Genomic DNA, 19,422 nt, shown 5'->3' with positions numbered 1-19,422 from the left:
GCGACATAACCGTTCGCAACCCGGGACTGGGAGCGGGTCCCGGGTTGCACGGACAACAGCCGTCAAGCTAGCTTGCCTGTGGCAAATTGGGCTTAGGTCTAGTTGTTCGGGTGGTGGATTGCTGCCACTACTGGGCTGCAAACCGGGCTGCAAAACAAAAAGAACCCGGTTTTAGAGGTTGTTGGGAGGTTACTTCATGCGCAAGCTGCTTCTTGCGGTCGCCGCCGCAGGTATTCTCGTGGCCCCAGCCGTGGCACAGGCCCAGAGCCCTGTTGTCATCAAGTTCAGCCACGTGGTCGCCAACGACACCCCGAAGGGCAAGGGCGCGCTGAAGTTCAAGGAACTCGCCGAGAAGTACACCGACGGCAAGGTCAAGATCGAAGTCTATCCGAACTCCTCGCTCTACAAGGACAAGGAGGAGATCGAGGCGCTCCAGCTCGGTTCGGTGCAGATGCTGGCACCCTCGACCGCGAAATTCGCGCCGCTCGGCATCAAGGAATTCGAGGCGCTCGACCTGCCCTGGTTGTTCAAGGACGACGAGACCTATTCCAACGCGATGAAGGGCACGATCGGCAAGTGGCTGTTCCAGAAGCTCGAGGCCAAGGGCATCACCGGGCTCGCGTATTGGGACAACGGCTTCCACATGGTGTCGTCGAATCGCGCGTTGATGAAGCCTGAGGATTTCAAGGGCCTGAAATTCCGCATCTCCGGATCGAAGATCGCGGACCAGTATTTCCGCCTGATGGGCTCGATCCCGCAGATCATGGCGTTCTCCGAAGTCTACCAGGCGCTGCAAACCGGCGTGGTCGACGGCTGCGAGAACACCGCGTCGAACTACCTGACCCAGAAGTTCTACGAGGTGCAGAAGGACATCACAGTGTCCTATCACGCGCATCTGCAATATGCGGTCATCGTCAACTCGAAATTCTGGTCCGGCCTGCCGCCCGACATCCGCACCCAGCTCGAGAAGGCGATGGTGGATGCAACCGAGTACACCAACCAGATCGCGCACCAGGAGAACGAGGACGCGCTGGCCGAGATCAAGAAGGCGGGCAAGACCAAGCTGCATTATCTGACTGACGCCGACCGCAAGGCGTGGCAGGAATCGATGCGGCCGACTTATACATGGGCAAAGGGTCGGGTCGGGCAGGAGGTGCTCGATCTCGTCGCCAAGGAACTCGACGTCAAGATGAACTGACGCGTTTTCCGCAAGGACAATACGAACGGTCGGGAGTGTGCGCACTTCCGGCCGTTTCGCATCGATAGGGGGACTTTGATTTGCTTCGCGTGCTCAATCAGGCGCTCAACCATCTCGAAGAATGGCTGATCGCGACGCTCATCGCGGCTGCAACCGGGTTGATCTTCATCGCCGTGGTGCACCGTTACGGCGCAGGCGAATCGATCGTCCTCTCCAGATGGGCGGCTGCGCACGGGATGAACTGGCTCGCGACGCTGTCGATGGCGGTGTTCACCTTCCTGTCCGAGCTCGACCTGTCTTGGGCGCAGGAACTCTGCATCTACATGTTCATCTGGATGGCGAAGTTCGGCGCGGCCTATGGCGTGCGCACCGGCATCCATGTCGGCGTCGACCTGCTCGTCAACCGCCTGCCCGAACATTCGCGCAAGCACGTGATCCTGTTCTCGCTGCTGTGCGGCGCGCTGTTCACGGGCATGATCGCGGCCTTCGGCGCCTCCTTCGTCGCCGAGATGTTCAAGACCGGCCAGCAGTCCAATGACCTGGAAGCGCCGATGTGGTTCGTCTATCTGGCGATCCCGCTCGGCTCGGGCCTGATGTGCTTCCGCTTCCTCCAGGTCTCGTGGTCCTCCTACTGGACCGGCCATCTGCCGCATCACGACGAGAGCCATGTCGAGGGCGTGGAGGCCGACGTCTCGCCGGCGCTGCATCCGCAGCCCGCCGGCGCGGCGACCAGGGCCGCCGCGCGAAAAGTGTCGCCGCTCGGCGTCATCCTGATCATGGCGCCGATCCTGATCTTCGCGATGTGTCTCGCCGAGAAGTTTGGCGTGGTGGTGCTGCCGCACTGGATGCGTGCCGCGACCGTGTTCGCGCTGCTGATCGCGCTGATGCTGACCGGCATCCCGGTCTCGATCGCGCTTGGCCTCACCGTGATGACGTTCCTGTTCACGCTGACCACGGTGCCGATCGAAGCGGTCTCGATGAAGCTCTTCACCGGCATCGAGGGGTTCGAGATCATGGCGATCCCGTTCTTCATCCTCGCCGGCAATTTCCTCACCCATGGCGGCGTCGCGCGCCGCATGATCAATTTCGCGACCTCGCTGATCGGCCACTGGCACGGCGGTCTCGGCCTTGCCGGCATCGTCGCCTGCGCGATGTTCGCGCTGGTCTGCGGCTCGAGCGTCGCGACCGTTGCCGCGATCGGCGCGATCGTGCTGCCGGAGATGGTCCGCCACGGCTATCCCATGCATTTCGGCGCCGGCATCATCACCGTTGCCGGCTCGCTCGGCATCCTGATGCTGCCGTCGATACCGAAGATCGTCTATGCGGTCTCCACCAATACCTCGATCGGCGCGCTGTTCGTCGCGGGCCTGCTGCCGGGCATCATGCTGACGACGATGCTCTGCATCGTCACCTGGTGGCTCGCACGCAAGCGCGACTATCCACGCCTGCCGAAGGCGAGCTGGGGCGAGACCGTCCGCACCTTCCGCGAGAGCATCTGGGGATTGATGCTGGTCGTCATCATCATCGGCGGCATCTACAGCGGCCTGTTCACCGCCACCGAGGCGGCCGCGATGGCTGCGGTCTACTCCTTTATCATCGCGGTGTTTGTCTACAAGGCGATCAAGATCGTGGACGTGCCGCGGGTGCTGCTGCGCGCCGCCAACACCAGCGCGATGCTGCTCTACATCGTCACCAACGCGGTGCTGTTCTCCTTCGTGCTCTCCAACGAGAACCTGCCGGCGACCTTGGCCGACTGGATCGCGGCGCAGAACCTCGGCTGGGTCGGCTTCCTGCTGGTCGTCAACATCCTCCTGCTGCTCGCCGGCAATTTCATGGAGCCGAACTCGATCATCCTGATCATGGCGCCGATCCTGGCGCCGGCGGCCAAGAAGCTCGGCATCGACCTCGTGCATTTCGGCATCGTGATGGACGTCAACATGGAGGTCGGCCTCTGCCATCCGCCTGTCGGGTTAAATCTCTATGTCGCCTCGATGATAGCGCGCATGCGAATAACCGAGCTCGCGGTCGCCGTGTTGCCGTGGCTCATCACCATGCTCGGCTTCCTCGTCATCGTGACGTATTGGCCCGATTTGACGCTGTGGCTGCCGCGGGTGCTGGGGATGCATTAGCGCCGCGGGCGGGCGGGACATGGCTAACGCGCGGTAAACACGCGCGCTCAAATGCCATCGCTGTGCTGGGAACCCATTTTTACGGGTCTGCGGTAGAAGCATGCCAGCGGATGGGGCTGGCATGTTCTTCAACAGAATGGAATCCGGACGGGCGTCGATTTCCGACCCCGTCTATATGGAAGTCATCACGGGTCTTCACGGCACGACGATGCCCACCGTTCTCGCGGCCGCCTGCCAGGCGATGGTCGGTGCGATTACGACCTACGAGACCGGCGACATGGTGACGGCCGGCCTGTCGGTCGCCGGTGTCGTGGTGGCCATTGTCCGCCTGTTCGAAATCTTCGCCTTCCGTCGCCGCCTCGCGTATCCGCCGCAGCTCGGTCGAGCCGAAGCCGTGCTCTGGGAGCGGCGCTATGTTGCAGGCACCGTCGTCACTGCCCTGGTGCTTGGCGTGTTTGCCGCGCGCAGCATCGTGCTGGGTGACGCGCTCTGTTCCGTGATGGCGATCGGCATCGGCTTCGGCTTTGGCGCCGGCGTGGTGGCGCGGCTGGCGCTGCGTCCCGTCGCGGCGCTGCTCGATCTCGTCGCGATCGCCGCGCCTGCCGCGATCGTGACCTTCATGCAACCTGATCTGCGTCACGTCGGGCTCGGGCTCCTCATCCTGATGTATGTGGTCGCGAGCTTCGAGATGGTGCGGCTGAGCTTCAACGCCTCGATCAACCAGATCACGCTCAAGCGGCAGTTCGAGCAGCTGTCGCGCCTGGACCCGATGACCGGCGTGTCCAATCGTTCGGTGCTGGCCACGGACCTGCCGCAGATGCTGGCGGCCGGGATGATTGCCGTTCATACGCTCGACCTCGACCGCTTCAAGGAGGCGAACGACCGGTTCGGCCATCCCGTCGGTGACGCACTGCTGAAGCAGGTCGCCGGGCGGCTCAAGGCGCTCGCCGCGCAGGATGACCTCGTGGTCCGGATGGGCGGCGACGAGTTCGTCCTGGTGCAGCGTGCGGCGGCTGATGCGGAAGCGATGGCGCAGCGCATCGTGCAGTCGATCAGCGCGCCCTATGATATCGACGGACAAATGATCGAGCTCGGCGTCAGCGTCGGCGTCGCCGTCGCGCCGGACGACGGGCGCACCGCGGAAGCGCTGCTGTCGCGCTCCGACAAGGCGCTCTATCGGGCCAAGCAGGAACGCGGCGGTTATGTGCTGGCGCGGGATTTGCGGATGGCGGATGCGAGCGCATCGGGCCAGATCTTGGCGGAAGAGCTCGCTGCGTAAGCCACGCGAACGGTGCACCCTCTACCCTTGTGGGAGAGGGTGGCTCGCCGCGCAGCGGCGAGGCGGGTGAGGGGTTTCTCTCCGCACAAACAGTCTTGCGGGCGGAGATATACCCCTCATCCGGCGCTTCGCGCCACCTTCTCCCACAAGGGGAGAAGGGAAGAGGCATCTCGCTCGATTTCGGCAGTCTCCTCCGATAGCAATCACCCGCGAGATGCGGTTAGATGCTCGCACAGGCCGGGAGGAAACAAGAATGACCAGCAACGAGCCGAAGGACGCAACACCCTCCGTCATCGCGCAGCAAGCAACGATGCTGAATGCGCTGCCGTTTTCCGACACGCGGGATTTCGACGACGCCGCGCGTGGCTTCCTTGGTACGATCGAAAATGCGGAGATCGCCAACCCGCAGGGGCGGACGGTGTGGAGCCTGAAGCCCTATGGCTTCCTCTCCAGCGAGACGGCGCCGCCGACCGTCAATCCGAGCTTGTGGCGACAGGCGCGGCTCAACATGCATCACGGCCTGTTCGAGGTGGTGCCCGGGGTCTACCAGGTGCGCGGGCTCGACATCGCCAACATGACGCTGATCGAGGGCGACAGCGGTGTCATCGTGGTGGACACGCTGACGTCGATCGAGGGCGCACGTGCCGCGCTCGATCTCTATTACAGGCATCGTGGCCAGAAGCCGGTGGCCGCCGTCATTTTCACCCACACCCATACCGACCATTGGGGTGGCGCGCGCGGCGTGCTGGAGGAGGACGCGCTGGCAACCGGCGCCGTGCCGATCATCGCGCCGAACCTGTTCATGGAGCATGCCGTCTCCGAGAACATCATCGCGGGGCCGGCGATGCTGCGGCGGGCACAATACCAGTTCGGGCCGTTCCTCGCCAAAGGCGTGCGGGGGCAGGTCGACAACGGGCTCGGCAAGTCGATGGCGGCGGGCGCCGTGGCACTGCTGCGTCCGGCAGACCTGATCATGGCAACCGGCGACAGGCGGGTGATCGACGGCGTCGAATTCGAATTCCAGATGGCGCCGAACAGCGAAGCGCCGGCGGAGATGCACTTCTTCATCCCGCGCTACAAGCTGCTGAACCTCGCCGAGAACTGCACGCACAATTTCCACAATCTGCTGCCGTTCCGCGGCGCCGATGTGCGCGATGCGCTGGCCTGGTCGAAGTATCTCAACGAGGCCTTGCGGCTCTGGGACGGCAAGGCAGAGGCGATGTGCGGACAGCATCACTGGCCGGTGTGGGGCCGCGAGCGGATCGGAACGATGATCCGGCAGCAGCGCGATCTCTACAAGTTCGCGCATGACCAGACCATCCGCCTGATGAACCACGGCCTCACCGCAGCCGAGATCGCCGAGACGATCCAGTTGCCGAAGAGCCTGGAGGGCGCCTGGCACGGCCGCGGTTATTACGGCCATATCCGGCATAACGTGAAGGCGATCTACCAGAAGTATCTCGGCTGGTACGATGCCAACCCGGTCAATCTCGATCCGCTGCCGCCGGTGGAATCCGGCAAGAAGTATGTCGAGTACATGGGCGGCGCCGAGGCCATCCTCGCGCGCGCGCGCAAGGACTTCGACAAAGGCGAGTTTCGCTTTGTCGCGCAGGCGCTCGGCCATGTCGTCTTCGCGGAGCCGGAGAATGAAGCGGCGCGTGCGTTGCTCGCGGATACGCTCGAGCAGCTCGGTTATGCCGCCGAGAGCTCGACCTGGCGCAACGCCTATCTGTTCGGCGCGCAGGAGCTGCGTCAGGGCATGCCGAAGACCCCGCCGCGTCCGCCGATGCCGCGCGAGACGCTGGCGGCGCTACGCACCGAGCAGCTCTGGGACGTGCTCGGCATTCGGCTCAACGGCCCCAAGGCCGAGGGCAAGCACATCGTGCTGAACTGGAGCTTTTCCGATACCGGCGAGATCTTCGTGCTCAACCTGGAGAATTGCGCGCTGACTTATACGGAGGGCGTGCAGGCGGAAGGCGCGGACGCCAGTTTCACGCTCGCGCGCGCAACGCTCGATGAGGTCATCGCGAAACTGACGAGCTTTCCGGAAGCGATCGCCGCCGGCAAGATCAAGCTCGCGGGCAACCCGATACGGCTTGCCGAGCTGATGGGCCTGATGGACGAATTCCCGCGCATGTTCGAGATCGTCGAGCCGAAGCGGGCGGTGGTGAGTTAGGGCACCGCTCGCCTCGTTCTTGCTGGCATCGCCCTCCGCACTCTCGCTGTCATCGCCCGGCTTGACCGGGCGATCCAGTATTCCAGAGACCGCAGTGCTTGAGCCGAGAAGCCGCGGAGTACTGGATGCCCCGGTCAAGCCGGGGCATGACAGTGTGTCGTGAGGTGAAAGCGGCCCTTACTCCGCGCTGCTCACCAGCTTGATCCGCGGCGCCTGCGCTTCCGTCAGGCTGCGATAGGCCGCGAGATAATCCAGCGCCATCCGCCGCGCCGTAAAGCGCTTCTCGAACTGCTTGCGGATGGCCGCGCGATCGAGTTGCGGCAGGCGCTTGACGACGCCGGCGGCGCTGATGATGTCCTCGACCACGAAGCCGGTGAGGCCCTCATCGATGATCTCGGGCACCGAGCCGCGGTTGAAGGCGACGACCGGCGTGCCGCAAGCCATCGCTTCGATCATCACGAGACCGAACGGCTCCGGCCAGTCGATCGGCAGCAGGAGGCCGAGCGCGCCGCTCAGGAAGTCGGATTTCTCGTGGTCACCGATCTCGCCGATGAAGTCGACCAGCGGATTGTTCTGGATCATCGGCTTGATCAGTTCGTCGTAATAGTCCTGGTCGGCGCGATCGACCTTGGCCGCGATCTTCAGCGGGATGCCGCAATGCATCGCGATCTTGATGGCGCGGTCAACGCCCTTCTCTGGCGCGATGCGGCCGAGCACGGCGAGATATTCCTGCTTCGCCGGCTTCGGCGTCAGCAAGGTCTCCGGCAGGCCGTGTTGGATCGTCGTCACCCAGTTCGCCTGCGGCACCGGCCTGCGCTGCGCGTTCGAGATCGAGATGACAGGCATTTTCGAGAAGGTGTTGAACACGGGCTGATGCTCCGGCAGGTCGAGCCGGCCGTGCAGCGTGGTCACGAACGGGGTCGGCTGCCGGTGGAACAGGGACCATGGATAGTAGTCGAGATGGAAGTGGAGGAAGTCGAACTCCTCGTCGTCACATTTCTGCCGCACGCGCTCCAGGAGCACCATATGCAGCGCGTTGGGATCACGCACGGAACCGTCGAGGCGAAGCGCCCGCGGCCAAAGTGCGTCCAGCTTCGCCGACGTCTGCGAGTCACCGCTGGCGAACAGCGTGACATCGTGTCCAAGGGCAACCAACTCCTCCGTCAACCAGTGCACCACCCGCTCGGTGCCGCCATACAGCTTGGGTGGAACAGCCTCAGTCAACGGAGCTACCTGCGCGATGCGCATCTCGCCATCTCCTCTGTGATCATGGAAGTAAAACCCCCGCCGTGTCTCGGCACCGGCATGCCAGACGAGGGAACGTTCTCGCAATTGCGAAGTTCCTTCAACGAACGTTACTTCTTCGACACACTTCAGTCGGCCGCGATGCTGCCATCTCCTCTTCTCACATCGTCCGCATCCGCATGTCGTGATGGCCCGGCCCGGGAACCGAGGCGAAGCGGTCGATGTTCAATCGGCTAATAGAAAAATCGAAATCAATACGACGGGGTCGCAGTCACATGGATCATCTTTCTGGTTACGCGCGCAGGCCATTTGCCTTTGTCTTGCGCTATCTGCGACGACGGCCGGCATCGCATCTCGTGATCCTGACCGCTGTCGTTGCAGCCGTTGCCTGTTCCGTGGGCACGCAATACGGCGTCAAATCCCTGGTCGACAGCCTGTCCGCGGGAACTTCGCACGGTGGCAGCGTATGGCTGGCATTCATTTTACTCATGTCGCTGATCGCTGCCGATAATTTCCTGTGGCGGATCGCGAGCTGGACCGCGAGCTTCACCTTCGTTCGTGTCACGGGCGATTTACGCCGTGACATATTTCGTCATCTAACCGGACACGCGCCGAGCTATTTCTCGGATCGCATGCCGGGCATGCTGACGAGCCGTATCACCGCGACCTCAAACGCGGTGTTCACGGTCGAGAACATGTTCGTCTGGAATGTGTTGCCGCCGTGCATCGCCACAATTGCGGCCATCGGGCTGATTGGAACCGTCAGTCCCTATATGGCACTCGGCCTGATCGTGGTCGCGGGCGGTATGGTGATAGCGATGTTCCATTTGGCCGCAGCCGGCAAGCCGTTGCATGACGACTTTGCCGACAAGGCCGCCGTCGTCGACGGCGAGATGATCGACGTCATCAGCAACATGCCGCTGGTCCGCGCCTTCTGCGGCATCGGCCATGAGCACGAGCGGTTCGACGCGACGGTGAACCGGGAACTGACCGCGCGCGGCCGTAGCCTGCGTTATCTGGAAAAGCTGCGGCTCACGCATGCCGGCGTGACGGTCGTCCTGACGGTTGCGCTGATGGCCTGGGCGATCACGCTCTGGCAGCAGGGCGAGGCGACCACCGGCGATGTCGTGCTGGTCTGTACGCTCGGCCTCTCCATTCTCAACGCGACGCGCGACCTCGCGGTGGCGCTGGTCGATGTCACCCAGCACGTCGCGCGCCTGACCGAGGCGATCGCGACCTTGCTCGTGCCGCATGAATTGCGCGATCATCCCGAGGCCGAGCCGCTGATGAAGAGCGGCGCCGCGATCGCGTACAACAACGTCACCTTCGGCTATCCCGGCGGCGAAAAAATCTTTGAACGGTTCAGCCTGCGGCTTCAGCCCGGCCAGCGCGTCGGCCTGGTCGGCCAGTCGGGCGGAGGGAAATCGACCCTGTTCACGTTGCTGCAGCGGTTCTACGATGTCGATGAAGGCAGCGTGACCGTCGATGGCCAGGATATTTCCAAGGTGACCCAGCTGAGCCTGCGTGAGGCCATCTCGGTCGTGCCGCAGGATATCTCGCTGTTCCACCGCTCCATCCGCGAGAACATCCGCTACGGCCGTCCGAACGCGACCGACGACGAGGTGCTGCGCGCGGCGATCGCGGCGCGCTGCGATTTCATCGACAGCCTGCCGGAAGGTCTCGACACCATGGTCGGCGACCGCGGTGTCAAGATGTCCGGCGGCCAGCGCCAGCGCATCGCGATCGCGCGTGCCTTCCTGAAGGACGCGCCGATCCTGCTGCTGGACGAAGCGACCGCCGCGCTCGACAGCGAATCCGAGGAGGCGATCCGCGAGGCGCTGTCGCGCCTGATGCGCGGCCGTACCGTGATCGCGATCGCGCACCGGCTGGCGACGCTGCGCAATTTCGATCGCGTCCTGGTGCTGAAGAATGGCAAGATCATCGAGGACGGCGCGCCCGACCGCCTGATGCAGGGCCACGGCCCCTACCGTGAGCTGGTGACGCAGGAGATGAGCCGGCTGGCGAAGTTCGCCGCGTAAGTCCAACAGTTGCGTTTGCGTTGGTCGCGTTCGAAAAACTGGCCGCAGGGGAGCAGCTCATGGCAGCCGAAGCCGTAACCCAGATCATCTCGGTAACGCAGACGGAGGAGGCCGTCGCGGAGCAGGCGTTCTACATTCCGATGACGGGGCCCGCCGCGCGGCCCCGTCGGTCGCTCAAGCACGACGACACCTTCATCGTGCTGGACAGCCATGGTGACATCGGCGCCTCCGCGGGCGGGCCGGACGGCCTGTTCAACTGCGACACGCGCTATCTGGCGCGGCTGGAGCTCGTGCTCGACGATCTCCAGCCGCTGCTGCTCGGCTCGAATCTTCGCGATGACAATTCGGCCCTGACCGTCGATCTCACCAATCCCGATATCTATCGCCAGGGCCGCATCGTGCTGCAGAAGGACCTGCTGCACATCGTGCGCACGATCTTCCTGTGGCGCGGCACGGCCTATCAGCGCATCGGCGTGCAGAACCATGGCGACCGTCGCGCCAGCCCGGAGCTGACGCTGCTGTTCGACAGCGACTTTGCCGATCTGTTCGAGGTGCGCGGCGAGCGGCGCCCGCACCGCGGGACCGGCACCAGCAAGTTGCTCGGGCCGACCGACGTGCTGTTCCACTATCGCGGGCTTGACGATGCCGTGCGTACCACCGGCCTGCATTTCGACCCGCGTCCGACGCGGCTGTCGGTGAATGCCGCGACCTGGCAGCTCGACCTGGACCCGCACCAGTCGAAATCCCTTTTCGTGGCGGTGTCCTGCAACCGGCCGATCGCGGAGAAGCCCGCGCGCTTCTTCAGGGGCCTGCTCGCCCATCGCCGCGAGATGCGCCAGTCAACGAAGGGCATGGCCAGCATCGAGACGTCGAACAACATCTTCAACGAGGTGCTGTGCCAGGCCATGGCCGACCTCAACATGCTCATGACGGAGACGCCGCAGGGGCGTTATCCCTATGCCGGCATTCCCTGGTACTCGACGACGTTCGGCCGCGACGGCCTGATCACCGCGCTCCAGATGCTGTGGATCGATCCGCGGGTCGCGAAGGGCGTGCTGCGGCGGCTCGCGCATTTTCAGGCAGAGACGGTCGATCCGCTGAACGATGCGGCGCCCGGAAAAATCCTGCACGAGATGCGTGGCGGCGAGATGGCTGCGCTCCGCGAGGTGCCGTTCGCGCAATATTACGGCAGCGTGGATTCGACCGCCTTGTTCGTGCTGCTCGCCGGAAGCTATTTCGAGCGCACCGGCGACGAAAAGACCCTGACCGAGCTGTGGCCGGCGATCGAGGCGGGGCTGGCCTGGATCGACGGCCCGGGCGACCCCGACAGGGACGGCTTCGTCGAATACCAGCGCGCCACCGAAAAGGGCCTCGCCAACCAGGGCTGGAAGGACTCGTATGACGCGATCTTCCATGCCGATGGCCAGCTTGCGGAAGGCAATCTCGCCCTTGCCGAGGTGCAGGGTTACGTCTTTGCCGCCAAGCAGCTCGCCGCACGTTGCGCGTTGCGGCTCGGCAAGCCGGACCTCGCCAAAAAGCTCGAGACCGAGGCCAAGGCGCTGGCCGAGCGGTTCGAGAAGGCATTCTGGTGCGAGGAGCTCGGTACCTATGCGCTCGCGCTCGACGGCAAGAAGCGGCCCTGCAAGGTGCGGACATCCAACGCCGGGCAGGTGCTGTTCAGCGGCATGATCCGCGAGGACCGCGCACGTCTCGTCGCCGCCGATCTGATGGCGCCGCACTTCTTCTCGGGCTGGGGCATCCGCACGGTCGCGCAAGGCGAGGTGCGCTACAATCCGATGTCCTATCATGACGGCTCGATCTGGCCGCACGACAATGCGCTGATCGCGCTCGGGCTCGCGCGCTACGGCCTCAAGCATTCGGTGGCGCATGTCTTCAAGGGCTTGTTCGACGCGGCGACATACATGGACCTGCGGCGGCTGCCCGAATTGTTCTGCGGCTTCCGGCGCGAGAAGCGGCGCGGCCCGACGCTCTATCCGGTCGCCTGCGCGCCGCAGGCCTGGGCCAGCGCGACGCCATTCACGCTGCTGGAGGCAGCGCTCGGCATCGAGTTCGACGTCGCGCGCGGCGAGATTCGCCTGCGCAATCCGCATCTGCCGGCGTTCCTGAACGAGGTGATCCTGCGCGATCTGCGATTGGGCAATTCCAGCGTGGATCTGCGCGTCAGTCGTCACGGCGACGACGTCGCGCTGGAGGTCTTGCGCACGCGCGGCCAGATCCAGGTCTCGATCGTGCTGGCACGCTAGCGGCGCCTGCGAGGAGGGTTTTATGCGTACCGCCGGATGGTTGGTTCTGAGCGCAGCGATCGTCGCGGGATTGACGGTCGCCGCATCGCGTGCCGCGGAGGAACCGCCCGCGGGCCCAACGACGCCCCCCAGCGAAGCGAACGCGCCGGCCGCGGTGCAGCCGTCGACCTCCACCGTGCCGGTCACGCCGAAGGACGCCGCGCCGCCGCCGTCCGTGACCATCATCGGTGCGAGCGACGCCCATGGCGTGCTCGGCCGTGACGTGCGCAGCGCAGCCGACGAGGACATGGGCCGCATCGTCGACATCATCGTCGACCGCGCCGGCCGCGTGCGCGCCGCCGTGATTGATTTCGGCGGTTTCCTCGGCGTCGGTAGCCGCAAGATCGTGGTGGACTGGAACGCGATGCGGTTCGGCAAGATTGCCAACAAGAAGGACAGCATCACACTGGAATTGACCAAGGCGCAGGTCGCAGCCGCGCCGGAATACAAGGAAGACACGCCGATGGTGGTGCTCGGCGCGTCCGGCAGCCTGCAGCCGCTGCAAGCGATTCAGTGAGGCGCGGGGAGGGATGGCCGCCGGTGCTGTTGTCGAGGACGCCGAACCACGCAGATCGCGATAGCCGCGTTGAACGGTACAACGTTGCCGCGCCGCCGCCTGCGGGCCTTCCGGCGCCGTCGCGCCAGAGCCTGCGCGGCCTCGACTGGTTCATCTTCTTCCTCGCCGACGTGCAGACCGGGTTCGGCCCCTTCATCGCGGTCTACCTCACGACGCAGAAATGGACCCAGGTCGAGATCGGCCTCGTGCTGTCGATCGGTGGCATCGTCGCGCTGATCGGACAGATGCCCGGTGGCGCGATCATCGATGCCGCGAAGTCCGAGCGGCTGGTCGCAGCGCTTGCGATAGCGACCATCGGCTTCTGCGCGCTCGCCTATGCGGCGATGCCGATCTTCCCCGTGGTGGTTGCTGCGGCCACGCTGCATGCGGCGGCGAGCTGCGTGCTGGGGCCGGCGATCGCGGCGATCAGCCTCGGCCTGGTCGGTCCGCTTGCGATCGGCGAGCGGCTCGGCCGCAATGCGCGCTTTGCGTCCCTCGGCAACGGCGTCGCCGCCGCCGTGATGGGCACGGCCGGCTATCTCCTGTCGAGCCGCTCGGTGTTCCTCGTCACCTTCCTGCTCGCGATTCCGACCCTGATCGCGCTGTCGCGCATCCGCGAGGAGGAAGTGGACATCGCGCGCTGTCACGGCGAGATGCCGCGCGAGGCGCCGGTTCCAGGCGACACCAATCTCTGGCACCTGATCCGGCAACGCCCGCTCATCGTCTTCGCGCTGAGCGTGCTGCTGCTGCAATTGGCGAACGCCGCGATGATGCCGCTGATGGCGAGCGCGGTGACGGCGCGGTCGAGCCAGTGGGCAACCGTGCTCGTCGCCTTCTGCATCGTCGTGCCGCAGGCGATTGTGGCGCTGCTGTCGCCGACGGTCGGGCGCAAGGCGCAGCTCTGGGGCCGGCGCCCGCTGCTGCTGATCGGATTCGCTGCGCTGACGATCCGGGGCCTTCTGTTTGCGACCGTGCGCGATCCCTATCTGCTGGTCGCGGTGCAGGTGTTCGACGGCATCACGGCGGCGGTGTTCGCGGTGATGATCCCGCTGATCGTGGCCGACGTCGCCTTCGGCAGCGGCCATTTCAATCTGGCGCAAGGCATTGTCGGGACCGCGACCGGCATCGGGGCGTCCTTGAGCACGGCGCTTGGCGGCTATGTCAGCGACAAGTTCGGCAATGCCACCGCCTTCATCGGGCTGTCCGGCGTCGCCGCGACCGGGCTTTTGCTGATCCTCTTTGTGATGCCGGAAACCCGGCGCACCGGCATGATCGCGCCGAAAAAATTGGCCGGCTGAACGAATTCAGCCGGCCAAAGCGGGTGGGGAGGAAGACAGAAATCAGGCGTCGAGATTGTGCAGGCGCTGACGGTTGCGCAGCACGATCTGGCGGGCGCCGGAAAATCCCAAAATACCCTGGGCATGAAGCTGCGACAGCGCGCGCGACACGGTCTCCAGCGTGAGGCCGAGATAGTCGCCGATGTCGCGGCGGCACATCGGCAGTGCCATCATGCCGGCTACCGCAAGGCGGCGGTCCATCTCGAGCAGGAAGGTTGCAACGCGCTCCATCGCGGTCTTGCGTCCGAGCAGCAGCATGTGGTCCTCGGCGTGACGTAGTTCGCCGGCGGTCATGGCCCAGAGCTTGCGCGCGACCTGCACATCGGTGCTGGCGGCCTTCTCCAGGCTCGCGCGCTTCACCAGGCGCACGGTCGTGTCGATGATGGCTTCAGCGGCGAGGCGGTGGCTCGGACCGGATTCAAGGCCGAACACGTCACCGGGAAGATGGAAGGAGCCGATCTGGCGGCGGCCGTCGGAGAGCAGCTTGTAGCTGCGCACCGCGCCGGTGATGACCTGGTAGACATATTCGGCCGGCTCGTCCTCGCCGTAGATCTCCTCGTCCTTGCGGTAGGAGAACTCCGTGGCGACGAGGCCGACATGGCCGGCGATCGCGCCGAACTGGTCGGAGACGGGATGGGCAGGAGCAATCTTGCCACGAATTTGCGTGTTGATCGCCTGGGTGTTGAGCGTCTCGGTCAGCATCTGCGCCATCTCCGTTGTGATGACGCTTTGGTACGCGGGTTCGGGCGCTTCGAAAATTTCGCGAGATATCTTAAGGGAGGTTACCTACGTAGAACCCCGTAGGTCAGTTGCCGCGGCCGCCCTGGATGGCGTGGCGGATGGACTTGACCAGGGTTTCGTCGAGAAGCGGCTTCAAAATCACGTCCTTGACGCCTGCTGCGGCCGCCCGGGCCGAGATATTCCCATCGGGATAGCCGGTGATCAGGATCACGGGCGTGCCCTCGTCGGACTGGCGCAACCGGCCGGCCAGCTCGATGCCGTTGATGTCGGGCATCTTGTAATCGATCACGTAGCAGTCCGCGCCGGGCGCGCCGCTGGCATTCAGCAGCGCCGTGGCATTCCTGAAGGTCCGCACGGCAAAGCCGTCGGTTTCCAGCAGGAATTGCAGGGATCCCAGCACGGCGGCATCGTCGTCGACCACGTAGACGGTGGGCTTTGCGGATGACGTCACTGGAAGCCGCTGTTGGTGCGAGCCGATCTCGATCATCCCCTTTGGCTAGCACGGCCCGGGAGAATGATTTTGACCTGCCTCAATCCTTCAGCATCCCGGCGCGCATCGCCAGCCGGACCAGCTCCGAGAGGCTGTTCGCCTGCATCTTGGTCATGACGTTGGCCCGGTAGACCTCGATGGTGCGGGGGCTGATGTCGTATTCACGGGCGATCAGCTTGTTGGAGAGGCCCGCGATCAGCCCTTCCATGACCTGGCGCTCGCGCGGGCTGAGGGAGGCGACGCGGGCGGCGATGTCCTGCGAGATCGCCTCGTTCTTCGCCGCCGGCTCGGCCTGGCGGATCGCCGTCTCGATCATGGTGATGAGGCGGTCGTCCTCGAACGGCTTCTCGAGAAAGTCGACCGCCCCCAACTTCATCGCCTCGACCGCGAGCGGCACGTCGCCATGACCGGTCATGATCAGGATCGGGAACGGGCTTTGCTGCGCCTTCATCCGCTTCAACAGCTCGATCCCGTCGATTCCAGGCATGCGCACGTCGGAGACGACGCAGCCGAAGGCAAGGCCGGGCAGGACATCGAGGAAGGCTTGCGCATCGTCAAACAGGGTGACGCCGAAGCCGGAGGAATCCAGCAGGAAGTTCAGCGAGTCCCGCATAGCCTCGTCGTCATCGATGATGTAGACATGTCCCTTGGTCGTCATGGATCAATTCTCATCGGCTGCCGGGAGAGTGAAGCGGAATGTCGCGCCGCCTGATGGGTTGCTCTCGGCCCACATGCGTCCGCCGTGAGCCTCGATGATCGAGCGGCTGATGGACAGTCCCACGCCCATGCCGGTTTCCTTGGTGGTGAAGAAGGTCTGGAACAGGTTGGGAATGACGTCGCCCTGGAAGCCGGAGCCGGTGTCGGACACCTCGACCTCGATCATGTCGTCACCGACGCGGGTGTTGGCGACGACGAGCTCGCGCTGCGGCGACTGCGCCATCGCTTCCAGCGCGTTGCGGAACAGATTGACCAGCACCTGCTGGATCTGCACGCGGTCGGCGAGCACGAGATCGGCGTCGGGATCGAGGCTGAAGCGGAGCTGCACGTTCTGCTCGCGCGCGCCGGCAAGCCCGAGCGCGCCGGCCTCCTCGATCAGCTTGGACAGGCTCTCGACCCGCTTCTCGGACTCGCCGCGGGAGACGAAGTCGCGCAGGCGGCGGATGATCTGGCCGGCGCGCAAGGCCTGCTCCGCGGCGCGATCCATCGCACTTTCGATCTTCGGCGTGTTGGGATCGGTGCTGCCGGCCAGCAGCCGCCGCGATCCCTTCATGTAATTGCTGATCGCCGCCAGCGGCTGGTTGATCTCGTGGGCAAGCGCCGAGGCCATCTCGCCCATCGCGGTCAGCCGCGAAACGTGGACGAGCTCGGACTGCAATTCCTGGAGCCGCGCCTGGGTCTGCTGGTGCTCGGTGAGGTCGCGGACGAAGCCGGTGAAATAGGGCTCGCCGCCGGACTGCATCTCGCCGATCGACAGGTGCATCGGAAAGGTCGTGCCGTCGCGGCGCTTGCCGGTCACGATGCGGCCGATGCCGATGATGTGCGGATCGTTCGTGCTGCGATAGCGCGCGATGTAGCTGTCGTGGCGGGTGCGGTCGGGCTCCGGCATCAGGATGCTGACGTTCTGGCCGATCGCCTCCTGCTCGGACCAGCCGAACAGGCGCTCGGCGGCGGTGCTGAACAGTTGCATGATGCCGCGGCCGTCGATGACGATCATGGCGTCGGGAATGGTGTGAAGGATCGAGCGGAGGTGGGTCTCACGCGTGCGCAGGGCTTCCTCGACCTGCTTCTCCTCGTCGATATCGAGGAAGATGCCGCTGAGATGGCGCGCGACGCCGGATTCGTCTCGAATCAATCCGGCGCGCGCCCTGATCCATTTGCCGCGGCCGGAATTGGCGGAAATCCTGAAGGAGACGTCGAAACCGCCGCCATGCTCGGAGACCTGCTTGATCGCGTTCTCGACGCGCGCGCGGTCACCGGGCTCGAGGCGCGACAGGAAGAGGTCGTAACTTGCCGGCTGGCCCCGCTCGATACCGAGCAGCATCCTCGCGGTTTCCGACCACTCCAGTTCGCGCGTCGCGAGGTCGAGATCCCAGGTGCCGACGCCGAATCCCTCGATCCGGACCCGGAAATGCTCGCCGCGACTGTCGTCTGGCGGATGCGTTACGCGGGTCGGCGACAATCGATGACTCCCATCTTCGCGCGGCGGGCGTGGTGCCGCGAACATGACCGCAATTTCGCCCATGGACCGGCCCGAGGCAAGTTCGGATGTCTGATTCCATTGGCGGATTTCCCGCAAGGTCGCGCCCGGCGATTTGATCTACCTCATCCTGCCCCGTCACGGCGAGGCTAGATTTCGCGCCAGTTCATAGCTGAGCGGAGAATCCCAATGACTTACGCGACCGTGATGGTCAGCCTGGCGCTCGACCAGTCCAACGAGGCGCGCCTTCAGGTCGCGGGCGAACTCGCCGAGCGATTCGAGGCGGCCATTATCGGGGTTGCCGCAGGGCAGTTCGCGCCGCCGCTCTATTTCACCGACGGCGCTGAAGCCCAGAGCCTGATCGATCAGGAGGAAGCCTCCATCAGGAAGCGCCTTGCCGATCTGGAGGCGCAATTCCGCGCCGCCACCAAGGCGCGCGGCGGCCGCGTGGAGTGGCGCGGCGCCATGGATTTTCCGACCCGTTTCGTGCTGGCGCAGGCACGATGTGCCGACATCATCGTCAGCGGCGGCCAGAGCCCGGCCTTCTCCGATGCGTTCGCGCTCGCGAGCCCCAAGGACCTGGTGATGCAGGCCGGCCGCCCGCTTCTCGTCGTTCCCGACAAGGTCAACTGGCTCGACCTGCGCAGCGTGCTGGTGGCGTGGAAGGACACGCCGGAGGCGCGGCGCGCGGTGGCCGACGCGCTGCCGCTGCTGCGCAAGGCGAGGGACGTCACCATCGTGGAAATCCCGGAGCGCGACGACGACCGTTCGGCGGTGATGGCCGGCGTCACCGACGTTGCCGCCTGGCTCGCCCGTCACGGCGTCACCGCGAGCGCACGCGTCTCGGAGGCCGTGCGGAACGCAACCGCTGCCGCGCAGTTGGAGCAGGTCGCCGGCGACCTTGGGGCCGGCCTGATCGTGGCGGGCGCCTATGGTCATTCGCGCTTTCGCGAGCTGATCCTCGGCGGCGTCACCGAATATCTGGTCACCCAATCCGCCCGCAGCGTGCTGCTGTCGCACTGACGGCCGCCCGGCCCAAAAGCTAATCGAGGAGGACGCGCCGTGTACAAATTTCTTGAAGAGACCGTCGACAGCTACATGACGCGCAACGTCACGACGGTGCGGCGCGACCACGACCTGCTCGCGCTTAGCGAGATGTTCGAGCGTGATGATTTCAACTCCTATCCGGTCGAGGACGACGGGCAGGTGGTCGGCATCGTTACCAAGTTCGACATCCTGAAGTGTTTCGCGTTCTCGCCGAGCCAGATGCTGCCGCACTATCGCGACCTGATGAGCCGCAGGATCGGCGACGTCATGACGCCCGAGTTCATCTATGTCAGCCCCGACACGCGGCTGACGCGCGTGCTCCAGATCATGGTCGAGCACCGCATCAGGAGCATCATCGTGCTCGACGGCGCGGAAAAGCTGGTCGGAATCATCGCCCGCGAGGACGTCATCAAGGCGCTCAAGGCGACGGCGCGGGAGTGACTCCTTCCTTCTCCCCTCATGTCCGCCGAAGCCTTGGCGAAGGCGGATGTGGGAGAAGGTGGCGCGAAGCGCCGGATGAGGGGTTCTCTCCACCGAAAGACTCTCCGTGCGGAGCCAACCCCTCACCCAAGTGAGTGCGCGGCACCGTCCTCGCTGCCCTCTCCCATAAGGGGAGAGGGCACTTCAACTGGCGGGCGCCGCATCACTCACCCGAATAGAAATCCACCTGTCTTGATTTCAATCA

15 protein-coding genes and 1 pseudogene are annotated in these 19,422 nt (G+C 64.8%); 11 read left to right on the top strand and 5 right to left on the bottom strand.

Translation table 11 applies throughout. The features are described from left to right. Positions 1-196 precede the first annotated feature (196 nt). The 5 genes and pseudogenes from ACVJ5M_RS36610 to ACVJ5M_RS36590 all read left to right on the top strand — a co-directional run bounded on the left by ACVJ5M_RS36610 (position 197) and on the right by ACVJ5M_RS36590 (position 6,782). Positions 197-1,198 carry a DctP family TRAP transporter solute-binding subunit gene (locus tag ACVJ5M_RS36610; protein ID WP_063984834.1) on the top strand — a complete coding sequence of 334 codons (1,002 nt, stop codon included), beginning with the start codon at positions 197-199 and terminating at the stop codon, positions 1,196-1,198. A gap of 236 nt (positions 1,199-1,434) precedes the next feature. Then, positions 1,435-1,809: pseudogene (locus ACVJ5M_RS36605) on the top strand (TRAP transporter small permease); the annotation flags it as partial. Positions 1,810-2,043: 234 nt separating this feature from the next. Further along, positions 2,044-3,327, top strand: a complete 1,284-nt coding sequence (locus ACVJ5M_RS36600) for a TRAP transporter large permease (RefSeq protein WP_063986578.1) — start codon at positions 2,044-2,046, stop codon at positions 3,325-3,327. Positions 3,328-3,448: 121 nt separating this feature from the next. Then, positions 3,449-4,606, top strand: coding sequence for a GGDEF domain-containing protein (locus ACVJ5M_RS36595; protein WP_283018523.1), 1,158 nt, complete (start codon positions 3,449-3,451; stop codon positions 4,604-4,606). A gap of 253 nt (positions 4,607-4,859) precedes the next feature. After that, positions 4,860-6,782 (top strand): alkyl/aryl-sulfatase, encoded by a 1,923-nt coding sequence (locus ACVJ5M_RS36590; RefSeq protein ID WP_456679596.1) that lies wholly within the window; start codon positions 4,860-4,862, stop codon positions 6,780-6,782. Between the two features lie 177 nt (positions 6,783-6,959). On the opposite strand, the gene ACVJ5M_RS36585 is transcribed toward ACVJ5M_RS36590, so the two are convergent. Continuing rightward, entirely contained in the window at positions 6,960-8,030 is a 1,071-nt protein-coding gene (locus ACVJ5M_RS36585) for a glycosyltransferase family 4 protein (RefSeq protein ID WP_063984831.1), read from the bottom strand. Positions 8,031-8,302: 272 nt separating this feature from the next. Here ACVJ5M_RS36585 and ACVJ5M_RS36580 point away from each other — a divergent pair, with 272 nt between their 5' ends. Genes ACVJ5M_RS36580 through ACVJ5M_RS36565 form a run of 4 tightly spaced genes read left to right on the top strand, consistent with a single transcriptional unit; the run spans position 8,303 to position 14,223 of the window. Then, positions 8,303-10,066, top strand: a complete 1,764-nt coding sequence (locus ACVJ5M_RS36580) for an ABC transporter ATP-binding protein (protein ID WP_028150105.1) — start codon at positions 8,303-8,305, stop codon at positions 10,064-10,066. Between the two features lie 59 nt (positions 10,067-10,125). Continuing rightward, positions 10,126-12,330 carry an amylo-alpha-1,6-glucosidase gene (locus ACVJ5M_RS36575; RefSeq protein ID WP_063986577.1) on the top strand — a complete coding sequence of 735 codons (2,205 nt, stop codon included), beginning with the start codon at positions 10,126-10,128 and terminating at the stop codon, positions 12,328-12,330. Positions 12,331-12,352: 22 nt separating this feature from the next. Then, a complete protein-coding gene (locus ACVJ5M_RS36570; RefSeq protein WP_063984830.1) occupies positions 12,353-12,886 on the top strand; it encodes a PRC-barrel domain-containing protein in 534 nt (177 codons plus the stop codon). Between the two features lie 23 nt (positions 12,887-12,909). Further along, positions 12,910-14,223, top strand: coding sequence for an MFS transporter (locus ACVJ5M_RS36565; protein WP_063984829.1), 1,314 nt, complete (start codon positions 12,910-12,912; stop codon positions 14,221-14,223). 42 nt (positions 14,224-14,265) lie between these two features. Here ACVJ5M_RS36565 and ACVJ5M_RS36560 read toward each other — a convergent pair whose 3' ends face one another. The 4 genes from ACVJ5M_RS36560 to fixL form a co-directional block, all read right to left on the bottom strand. Next, positions 14,266-14,964 carry a helix-turn-helix domain-containing protein gene (locus tag ACVJ5M_RS36560; RefSeq protein ID WP_063986576.1) on the bottom strand — a complete coding sequence of 233 codons (699 nt, stop codon included), beginning with the start codon at positions 14,962-14,964 and terminating at the stop codon, positions 14,266-14,268. Positions 14,965-15,067: 103 nt separating this feature from the next. Further along, the gene (locus ACVJ5M_RS36555) at positions 15,068-15,490 is read right to left on the bottom strand and encodes a response regulator (RefSeq protein WP_063984828.1); all 423 of its coding nucleotides are present in this window, start codon (positions 15,488-15,490) and stop codon (positions 15,068-15,070) included. Between the two features lie 43 nt (positions 15,491-15,533). Beyond that, a complete protein-coding gene (gene fixJ / locus ACVJ5M_RS36550) occupies positions 15,534-16,151 on the bottom strand; it encodes a response regulator FixJ (protein ID WP_063984827.1) in 618 nt (205 codons plus the stop codon). A gap of 3 nt (positions 16,152-16,154) precedes the next feature. Next, positions 16,155-17,672 (bottom strand): sensor protein FixL, encoded by a 1,518-nt coding sequence (gene fixL / locus ACVJ5M_RS36545; protein WP_063986575.1) that lies wholly within the window; start codon positions 17,670-17,672, stop codon positions 16,155-16,157. A 207-nt stretch (positions 17,673-17,879) separates the two neighbouring features. Between fixL and ACVJ5M_RS36540 the strand changes: the two genes are divergently transcribed. Both ACVJ5M_RS36540 and ACVJ5M_RS36535 read left to right on the top strand, forming a co-directional pair. Beyond that, entirely contained in the window at positions 17,880-18,713 is an 834-nt protein-coding gene (locus ACVJ5M_RS36540; RefSeq protein WP_231144398.1) for a universal stress protein, read from the top strand. A 39-nt stretch (positions 18,714-18,752) separates the two neighbouring features. Further along, positions 18,753-19,178: a CBS domain-containing protein gene (locus tag ACVJ5M_RS36535; RefSeq protein WP_063984825.1), complete on the top strand. Its 426-nt coding sequence runs from the start codon at positions 18,753-18,755 to the stop codon at positions 19,176-19,178. The last annotated feature ends 244 nt before the right edge of the window (positions 19,179-19,422 follow it).

This window comes from Bradyrhizobium sp. S3.7.6 (assembly GCF_054061875.1).
The sequence above is the reverse complement of the archived record's forward strand: the minus strand, read 5'-3'. Positions and strand labels throughout refer to the sequence as shown.

Bases quoted from the DNA above. Each gene is read 5' to 3' on its own strand.
- ACVJ5M_RS36610 (WP_063984834.1), top strand. From the start codon at position 197: ATGCGCAAGCTGCTTCTTGCGGTCGCCGCCGCAGGTATTCTCGTGGCC.
- ACVJ5M_RS36600 (WP_063986578.1), top strand. From the start codon at position 2,044: ATGCGTGCCGCGACCGTGTTCGCGCTGCTGATCGCGCTGATGCTGACC.
- ACVJ5M_RS36595 (WP_283018523.1), top strand. From the start codon at position 3,449: ATGTTCTTCAACAGAATGGAATCCGGACGGGCGTCGATTTCCGACCCC.
- ACVJ5M_RS36590 (WP_456679596.1), top strand. From the start codon at position 4,860: ATGACCAGCAACGAGCCGAAGGACGCAACACCCTCCGTCATCGCGCAG.
- ACVJ5M_RS36585 (WP_063984831.1), bottom strand. From the start codon at position 8,030: ATGCGCATCGCGCAGGTAGCTCCGTTGACTGAGGCTGTTCCACCCAAG.
- ACVJ5M_RS36580 (WP_028150105.1), top strand. From the start codon at position 8,303: ATGGATCATCTTTCTGGTTACGCGCGCAGGCCATTTGCCTTTGTCTTG.
- ACVJ5M_RS36575 (WP_063986577.1), top strand. From the start codon at position 10,126: ATGGCAGCCGAAGCCGTAACCCAGATCATCTCGGTAACGCAGACGGAG.
- ACVJ5M_RS36570 (WP_063984830.1), top strand. From the start codon at position 12,353: ATGCGTACCGCCGGATGGTTGGTTCTGAGCGCAGCGATCGTCGCGGGA.
- ACVJ5M_RS36560 (WP_063986576.1), bottom strand. From the start codon at position 14,964: ATGCTGACCGAGACGCTCAACACCCAGGCGATCAACACGCAAATTCGT.
- ACVJ5M_RS36555 (WP_063984828.1), bottom strand. From the start codon at position 15,490: ATGATCGAGATCGGCTCGCACCAACAGCGGCTTCCAGTGACGTCATCC.
- fixJ (WP_063984827.1), bottom strand. From the start codon at position 16,151: ATGACGACCAAGGGACATGTCTACATCATCGATGACGACGAGGCTATG.
- ACVJ5M_RS36540 (WP_231144398.1), top strand. From the start codon at position 17,880: ATGACTTACGCGACCGTGATGGTCAGCCTGGCGCTCGACCAGTCCAAC.